The organism is Clostridium sp. SHJSY1 (genome assembly GCF_031626875.1).
Lineage (GTDB): Bacteria > Bacillota > Clostridia > Clostridiales > Clostridiaceae > Clostridium.
In genome coordinates, this window is the sequence record NZ_JANDMF010000042.1 from 41,286 (window position 1) to 48,072 (window position 6,787).

Here is a 6,787-nt window from a genome sequence, read left to right on the forward strand (position 1 = left end):
CCTTAAGTAATACTACTTAGTAATAAATACTAGATTCTAAAGTGGATTTGATATTGGCATCATATTTTCAAATGTGTATATAGATTGAAATCCATGCTCCTTTAAGATCTCTTTAACTTCAGAGATTTTACATCCCAAATGTCCTTCTTCATGTGAATCAGAGCCAATTGTGATAATTTCACCACCTAAGGTTTTATATAACTTTAAAATATCAACTGATGGTGTCAAGTCATTAATTCCATAACGAAAACATGATGTATTAACTTCTATTCCTTTACCATCTTCTATAACAATCTTTAAGATTTCTTCAATCAAAGGTTTTACTTTTTCAAAAGGATATTCACCTTGTTTATCATAACGCTTTATCATATCCAGATGCCCTAATACACTATAGTCCTTATATTTCTTTATCACACGAAGAATTTCTTCATAATATTTTTCTTGATATTCTTTTTGGGTTTTTCCTTTCTGAAAATCCTGTGTCCAAAATTCTTTGTTATCCACTTGATGACATGATAAAATTACAAAATCAAATGGATACTCATCAAAATCTTTTTGAAACCTTTTCACTGTCCCTGTCTGTATACCAAACTCTATTCCAAATCTTAATTTAATTCTATCCTGATAAATTTCCTTACATCTAAGAAATTCTTTTTGATATTCCTTAAGATTACAATTTAAATCAGTTTTCACACCATAATCAATATGCTCTGTAAAACATAATTCATCAAGACCTATTTCAATTGCTTTTTTAATACATTCTTCCATGAAATAATCAGAATCATCGCTAAATTCTGTATGTACATGATAATCTGCTAACATAATAAAATATCCCTCCATTAAATGTAATTTTCAAATTGCTTTCTTAAAATATCTATACTATAATGATATTTCATATTATATGCTAATGATATAAGAATAAGCTACACTATTATAACAATCGTATATTCACAACTTCAGGAGGATAAGTTATGTTTGAAATAAAACTATTAAGTGATAATTCAGAAGTTATATCTTATAATTTCTCAGATTTTCCTATTGCTGCAAAAAGAAACTGGCTTTCATACTATCCAGCTATGGCCGCTGTTAACCATTGGCATAATGATTGGGAGTTTATATTAATTTTAGAAGGTACCATGTGGTATTCTGTAAATGCAAAAAGCTATGAATTGAAAGAAGGACAAGGAATTTTTATAAATTCTAAACAAATGCATTATGGATATTCTACTGATGGTTCTGATTGTAACTTCATATATATTCAGATTCCCCCTTCCATTCTTTCTCATATAAAAAAAATCAAAGAAACTTATGTAGTACCAATCTGTTCAGATTCTTCTCATCCCTTTTGTATATTGCGCCCTGAGATATCTTGGCAAAGAAACATGATTGAAATTTTAAAAAATATCTATAAATTATGTACTGAAGAAAAAGATTGCTTTGAATTAAATATAATAAGCCTTTCTTATTCTTTGTGTTCTAGTCTCTATCAAAATATGAATAGTGATATTTCAACTCCAGAAACAAACGATGATAAAAAATTAAAGTCATTGCACAATATGATAGGTTATATCCAACATAATTATCAGAAAAAAATCACTTTAAATGAAATTGCTGCATCAGGAAATGTATGTCGTAGTAGTTGCTGCAATATCTTTCAGCTTATTTTAAATAAAACCCCAGTCTCCTATTTAAAAGACTATAGGTTGGAAAAAAGTATTGAATTGCTAAATATTCCTTCACTTTCTGTTACTGACGTAGCTCTTCAATGTGGATTTACTGGTTCTAGTTATTTTACCGAGATATTCCATAAAAAGTTAGGCTGTACACCTTCTGAATATAGAAAAGCTAAATTTAATAATTAAAATTCAGATGACTCCTTGAAGTTATTTATATACCTTCAAGGAGTTTTATAAGAATTGTTTTAATAATAATTCTTATAAAACTCCTTTCCAGCTTTTAAATTCTTTTCTCAACTGCGCCAAATGGACATACTGCCATACAATTTCCACAATGCAAACAATTTTCCTGTTTAATCACCACTGGTTTTACTGATATATCAATAGATTTTTGTGGACATTTTGAATAACATATTTTACATCCCCTACATTTATCAGTAACAAAATATCCTCCTTTTGCTTCTACTTGTCCCCTTAGTGCAAAAGCTTCTCTTGTTATTGGCTTTGTAGATAAATCAAAGTACTCACCTTGTCCTTCATACAATTGAAAAACTTCTAAAGCCATCCTACTTTCTTTACTTGGATATATATCATCCATATATGTATTAGCCTCAAATACTTTTTCTAATAATTCTTGCCCAACATTTCTAATTTTTCCACCAATAGAAATTGCCTTTTTGCTTAATGATCCCTCTCCACCAGTTATTCCACTTATTGCTACATATTTTTTATCCATTAGCTGATGATAAAACTTTTTCCCTTTAGCAGTAATAAAATACAAGCTATTATCATCCACAAGCATAATATCAATAACTCTAGTTTGTGGCTGTCCATTTTCATCTACTGTTGCAAATACAGTTGAATGAATTTCTTCCTTTAAGATATTTAAATACTCTTTTGTCCCCATAACTTTCCTCCATTAATCTTTTATATTGAACTATTTCAATACAACAACAGCCCTAAAATGAAATACATTTCAAGGCTGCTGTTATAAGTTTTTACGCACTCTAAGAATATTATTTGCATTCTTAAACGTAACATTTTATCTTATAGCTTGTATTCTTTTGGTGGATTACCAGAGAAATCTGCTATTACTGCTTTTGCATTTTCTAAGTAGAACACTTCAAAAATCGGGTTTGAAGCTTCATTGTATTGTCCTTTTACTATAGGATTTGCCATACATCCTTCTTTAACAGTCATGTTATTTTCAAATACAGCTTTCCCATTTAATCTAATCCAAGCATATTCTGGACTTGAAACAGATACTTCTAATTCTGGGTTTGCTTTAAGATCCTTGTAAACATCCTTAGTATTATTTGTACAGAACCACAACTTTCCTTCTTGTTCAAAACAGAACATAAATGGACGACATTTTGCTTTTCCGTCACGTCCTACAGTTGCTAAATATTGAACAGGATTTGCTTGTAAAAATTCAACTACTTCTTTCATTTTGTTATCTCCTTTATTTTCAAAAACATTTTTAATTATTTCTTTAAAACTCATATTATAAGCTCCTTATTTTACGAAGTGGCCACTTCCTATATTTTCATTATAAGTACTTAGCTTTCTACTGTGAAGTAAGCACTTTAAAGTGGTATAGTTTCCAATAAGATACTATTAATTGACTTTTTTCATTTCACTCTAACTTTTCACAGGAATAATTAAGAATATCACTCAATGCTTTTCCAATATCCTCTGAAATTACAACTGACTTTTTCTCAATTTCTATAGATACACCTGCATCACTCATATTAATTCTTATTAAATTAGCCAATGAATAGTGATAAGTTATATTTTCAAATGGATATCTTATAATTCCAGGAGTATTAAATCCTACCCCCAATTCTAATAGTACAAGCTTTTTTTCTTTAGCTTCTCTAACAAAATTTTCATAACTTGATACATTAAAATAATGTGGTTTTTCCACAAACGAATCATCTACACGAAGATTAGGCACTAAAAACTCGCCACATTTTGGACATCTTGGAATGTCTTCTTCTCTGATTTTAAGTGACTCTCCCATATTATTAATCATTCTATCTATCATTTCTTTATTATCATACACATCCTGTGTGCAAGCCCTTGAACATTGAAATAGTCCATAGTTTCCTTGTGGTGCAAAAATCTTTTCTTTTGGAAAACCTGCCTTTTGAAATTGACTGTCTACATTAGTAGAACAAATAAAGTATTCTTTATCCTTTAACAATTCAAATAACATTAAATAAGGCTTAGTTGCAGGAGTATTGTAACGAATATTTTCAATATGCCTTGCCCAATATCCCCAATATGAAAGTACATTTTTCTCATTTAATTCCCAAAACACTGACTGCAACTCAAGAATACTCTCAAATCCCATTTCAAAATATTTAGGAAACCATTTTTTAAATAACTCTTTATCTCCATAATAAATACCACCAGATGCAGTAAGTCCTGCTCCAGCTCCAATCAACACACGATCAGCATTTTTAATTAGATCTATAGCATCTCCAATATTATCCCAATAAGTTTTTGTATATTTCGAAGTCTTCTTCTTTGAAAACATTTATAACAACCCTTTCAATTTTTTCATTATTCATCTCTAGAAAATTATTTATTGTATTTATAGCTATTTCTGCTGCTTTTTCTTTTGGAAAATGAAATTCCCCTGTTGATATACAGCAAAAAGCAATTGATTTTATATTATTTTTTACAGCTATTTGCAAGCAGGATCTATAGCAAGATTCAAGCTTATTACAATCTTCATATGTTAATGGTCCACTTACAATTGGGCCTACTGTATGAATAACATGTTTGCATGGAAGATTATACGCTTTAGTTACTTTAGCACTTCCTATTGACTCTATAACTCCTTGTTTATTCATTAACTCATTACATTCATTACGTAACTGTATTCCTGATGCAGAATGAATTGCATTGTCAATACATCCATGACAAGGAACAAAACATCCTAGCATTTGATTATTAGCTGCATTTACAATTGCATCTACTTTTAATCTTGTAATATCCCCCTGCCATAAAATTATCTTGTTTCCATATTTATTGCTCTTCTCTGGAAACATTTCATTTAATATAGTTAAATCTTTTAGTTCTACTATTCCTTTTTCTTCACATTCTTTTTTAAGAAATTCATCTTGAACTTTAATAAATTCTTCACTTGCTCTATAAGGCTCTCTAACGTTCATTAAAGCTCTTAGTAATTTCCGTTTTTCTTTATAATCTTTTGGAATTTTAAGCTTTTTATATCTTTCATCCTCACTAATTAATTCTTTAATTAAAAAATCTAACTGTTCCATTTTATTCATATCTACTTACGCTCCCTGACCTAATTGTTTTTAATTTATATTGATTTTCCTAATCTTTGATTTTATAATAAATTTTATGATATCTAATGTAAAGTAAGCACTTAAAAGTGCTATAGTATCTAAAAAGAAACTATTAAAAAAGGAAGTGTGTTTAGATGACTAAAGAATTACCTGCATGCCCTGTTGAAATGACCCTACAACTTATAGGTAATAGGTGGAAGGTACTTATAATTAGGGATTTGCTTGAAGGAACAAAACGTTTTGGAGAATTAAAGAAATCTGTTGGTTCAATAACTCAAAAGGTTCTTACTCAAAACTTAAGAGAGATGGAAGAGTCTGGATTACTTACTAGAAAGGTTTATGCTGAAGTTCCTCCAAGAGTTGACTACACATTAACTGAGGTTGGATACAGTTTAAAGCCTATACTTAATTCTATGATTGAATGGGGTACTTCATATAAAAATAATATTAAATAATAAATACAGCAGCTATTCAACTATAAAGAATAACTGCTGCTCCAAACTATAAAATTTATAATCTACATATTAGTAATTTTTTTAGCAATAGATGAGATTTTTTCAAATTATAATTTTGCTGTATTTATGATGTTAGCTTCAATCCTATTACTCCAATTAAAATCATACCTATAAATACAATTCTCTTAAAATCCTTTGATTCACCATGAAATATCATCCCTACAAGTGTTCCTCCTACAGTTCCAATTCCTGTCCATACTGCATAAGAAAGTCCCATTGGAAGAGTTTTCATTGCTAATGATAAAAAAGTAAAACTTAATATAAACCCAACAAATAATCTTATGTAAGACTGTATATTTTTATATTTTATCACCCTATTCATACTATCAACACCAATTACTTCGAAGCAACCAGCTAAAATTAGAAATATCCAACCCATATATTAATTTTCTCCTTTCTTATCTACTTCTGCTGTGACAATCTTTAAACCTAATATCCCTATCAAAAGAATAATAATAAAACCTATTTTGCTCCAACTAAAAGCTTCATTAAAATAAAGCATTCCAATTAAAACTGTACCTACTGTTCCTATTCCTGTGAAGACAGCATAAACTGTTGCCACAGGTAATTTTTTTGTAGCCTCAAACAACAATAAAAAAGACAAACAAATAAGTATACCAACTCCAATCCAACTACTGAAACTATTGGCATGTTTTAAACCTATAGCCCAAAGTACTTCTATAATTCCTGCAAAAATGGTAAAGATCCAATTTTTATTCATTAAATTTTGCTCCTCCTATAAATTTTTATATTCTATACTTCACATTGAAGTATACTTTTATATCTCATATAATAAAGTATAGTGTTACACGATAGTCAAGGAGGTTTAACATTATGAATAAAAATCAAAAAATCTATTTTACAACTGGTGAATTTGCAAAAATTGTTGGAGTTACAAAACATACACTTTTTCATTATGATAAATTAGGAATATTTTCTCCACAAGTAAAAGGAGAAAATGAATATAGATATTATTCTGCTTTTCAAGTTGAACCTTTTTTTGTAATATCTGCATTAAAAGAATTAGGAATGCCATTAAAAGAAATTAAAACATATTTAGATATAAGAAATCCAAAAGAATTGATATCCCTTTTAAATAAGCAAAATAAAAAAATAGATAAGGAAATTAATAGACTTGTTGCTATAAAAGAACTAATCTCTAATAAAGTAAAAACTACTGAATCTTTATTTAATATACTATAGTTGAGAAAATATCATAACATATATTTACAGTTAAAAAATTTTATAAAAAAATAGAGACAAACTTCACATT

10 protein-coding genes are annotated in these 6,787 nt (G+C 28.7%); 3 read left to right on the forward strand and 7 right to left on the reverse strand.

Features of this window, described 5'->3' with window-relative positions; translation table 11 throughout:
• Positions 1-36: 36 nt before the first annotated feature.
• On the reverse strand, positions 37-822 hold the full coding sequence (locus NNC19_RS17500) for a histidinol-phosphatase HisJ family protein (protein ID WP_310939968.1): 786 nt from the start codon (positions 820-822) through the stop codon (positions 37-39).
• 149 nt (positions 823-971) lie between these two features.
• On the opposite strand from NNC19_RS17500, the gene NNC19_RS17505 reads away from it, so the two are divergent.
• A complete protein-coding gene (locus NNC19_RS17505; protein ID WP_310939969.1) occupies positions 972-1,862 on the forward strand; it encodes an AraC family transcriptional regulator in 891 nt (296 codons plus the stop codon).
• A gap of 94 nt (positions 1,863-1,956) precedes the next feature.
• Here NNC19_RS17505 and NNC19_RS17510 read toward each other — a convergent pair whose 3' ends face one another.
• The 4 genes from NNC19_RS17510 to NNC19_RS17525 form a co-directional block, all read right to left on the reverse strand.
• Complete coding sequence (locus NNC19_RS17510; protein WP_310939970.1) at positions 1,957-2,583, reverse strand: 4Fe-4S binding protein; 627 nt, start codon at positions 2,581-2,583, stop codon at positions 1,957-1,959.
• 140 nt (positions 2,584-2,723) lie between these two features.
• A complete protein-coding gene (locus tag NNC19_RS17515; RefSeq protein WP_310939979.1) occupies positions 2,724-3,125 on the reverse strand; it encodes a pyridoxamine 5'-phosphate oxidase family protein in 402 nt (133 codons plus the stop codon).
• A 187-nt stretch (positions 3,126-3,312) separates the two neighbouring features.
• Positions 3,313-4,218, reverse strand: coding sequence for an NAD-dependent protein deacetylase, SIR2 family (locus tag NNC19_RS17520; protein ID WP_310939971.1), 906 nt, complete (start codon positions 4,216-4,218; stop codon positions 3,313-3,315).
• Positions 4,169-4,978 (reverse strand): protein-ADP-ribose hydrolase, encoded by an 810-nt coding sequence (locus NNC19_RS17525; RefSeq protein ID WP_310939972.1) that lies wholly within the window; start codon positions 4,976-4,978, stop codon positions 4,169-4,171. Before NNC19_RS17525 ends, NNC19_RS17520 begins: the two co-directional genes overlap by 50 nt.
• A gap of 155 nt (positions 4,979-5,133) precedes the next feature.
• Here NNC19_RS17525 and NNC19_RS17530 point away from each other — a divergent pair, with 155 nt between their 5' ends.
• Positions 5,134-5,454 (forward strand): helix-turn-helix domain-containing protein, encoded by a 321-nt coding sequence (locus NNC19_RS17530; protein WP_310939973.1) that lies wholly within the window; start codon positions 5,134-5,136, stop codon positions 5,452-5,454.
• A gap of 124 nt (positions 5,455-5,578) precedes the next feature.
• Here NNC19_RS17530 and NNC19_RS17535 read toward each other — a convergent pair whose 3' ends face one another.
• Both NNC19_RS17535 and NNC19_RS17540 read right to left on the reverse strand, forming a co-directional pair.
• Positions 5,579-5,893: a multidrug efflux SMR transporter gene (locus NNC19_RS17535; protein ID WP_310939974.1), complete on the reverse strand. Its 315-nt coding sequence runs from the start codon at positions 5,891-5,893 to the stop codon at positions 5,579-5,581.
• Between the two features lie 3 nt (positions 5,894-5,896).
• Positions 5,897-6,235, reverse strand: a complete 339-nt coding sequence (locus NNC19_RS17540) for a multidrug efflux SMR transporter (protein ID WP_310939975.1) — start codon at positions 6,233-6,235, stop codon at positions 5,897-5,899.
• Positions 6,236-6,348: 113 nt separating this feature from the next.
• Here NNC19_RS17540 and NNC19_RS17545 point away from each other — a divergent pair, with 113 nt between their 5' ends.
• On the forward strand, positions 6,349-6,717 hold the full coding sequence (locus tag NNC19_RS17545; protein ID WP_310939976.1) for a MerR family transcriptional regulator: 369 nt from the start codon (positions 6,349-6,351) through the stop codon (positions 6,715-6,717).
• Positions 6,718-6,787: the final 70 nt, after the last annotated feature.